This is a genomic window from uncultured Campylobacter sp., from assembly GCF_938017615.1.
In the GTDB taxonomy this organism is placed as follows: Bacteria; Campylobacterota; Campylobacteria; order Campylobacterales; family Campylobacteraceae; genus Campylobacter_B.
Window position 1 is genome coordinate 1 of sequence record NZ_CALIJA010000018.1, and the last position, 1,137, is coordinate 1,137.

The window sequence follows — 1,137 nt, forward strand, 5'->3', positions numbered from 1 at the left end:
ATGGGCGTAATCGGCGCGTTTGGAATTTTAGCCTACTATATGGTCCTTGGTGGCTGGGTGCTAACCTATATCGTAAACATCGTAAGCGGCAACTTCGACCTCTCCGCGCGGATCACAGACCCCGCATTTACGCAGAAATTCTACGCAGAGCATATCGAAAATAGCCCGCTTGGCGTCGGAGCTTACACGCTCGTTTTCATAGCGATCAACTGGTACATTTTGAAAAACGGCATCATCGAAGGGATCGAAAAATTTGTAAAATTTCTAATGCCTGCGCTATTTTTATGCTTCATCGCCGTAATTCTTACAAATTTAACGCTTGAGGGGGCAAAGGAAGGCGTGAAATTTTATCTCGGCGTCGATTTTGCCAAGATTACGCCCAAGCTTTTGATCGACGTTTTGGGTCAGGTCTTTTTCGCGCTCTCGCTCGGTTTCGGCGTGATGATCACGCTGTCTAGCTTCCTTAACAAAGACGAGAAGCTGATGCAAACAGCCACCATCACCGCAGTCGTAAACACCCTCATCGCCGTGCTTGCGGGCTTTATGATCTTCCCGTCGCTCTTTAGCGCGGGGCTTGAGCCGAGCAGCGGCTCGTCGCTGGTTTTTAAGAGCCTGCCGATCGCGTTTTCGCACATGCCCTTCGGCAACGCCGTCGCGGTGGTCTTTCTCTCGATTTTGCTCATCGCCGCGCTTACGACGTCGATCACGATCTATCAGGTCATCATAAATTTCGTCGAGGAGCGCTTTGGCTTTTCGACGCTAAAGGCGGTAAATTTAACGCTCGGCGGCGTCTTCGTGCTCGGCAACCTGCCCTGCATACTCTCAAGCAGCGTGCTTGCGGACGTTAAAATTCTGGGGCGCTCGGTTTTCGACGCCTTCGACTTCGTAAGCGCGAACGTCTTTTTCGTGCTAACGGCGCTGCTGTGCTGCATCTACGTGGGTTGGGTGCTGAAAAAGGACGCGATCTACGAGCTCACCAACGAAGGCGATCTAAGCGCGCGGCTCGCAGGAGTTTGGTTTTTGTATGTCAAATTTATCCTGCCGCTTATCATCGCGGTGATCTTCGGGTACGGGATTTTCGGCTAAATTTAAAGCCGCGAGAGTTTTAAATTTTAAATTTACCCGCGGCGGTGCGGC

General features: G+C 51.3%; 1 protein-coding gene. It reads left to right on the forward strand.

Annotated elements, in window-relative coordinates; genetic code table 11:
- The coding region (locus Q0620_RS00805; RefSeq protein WP_298782805.1) for a sodium-dependent transporter at nt 1-1,086 on the forward strand (1,086 nt) is incomplete at its 5' end.
- Between the last annotated feature and the right edge of the window lie 51 nt (nt 1,087-1,137).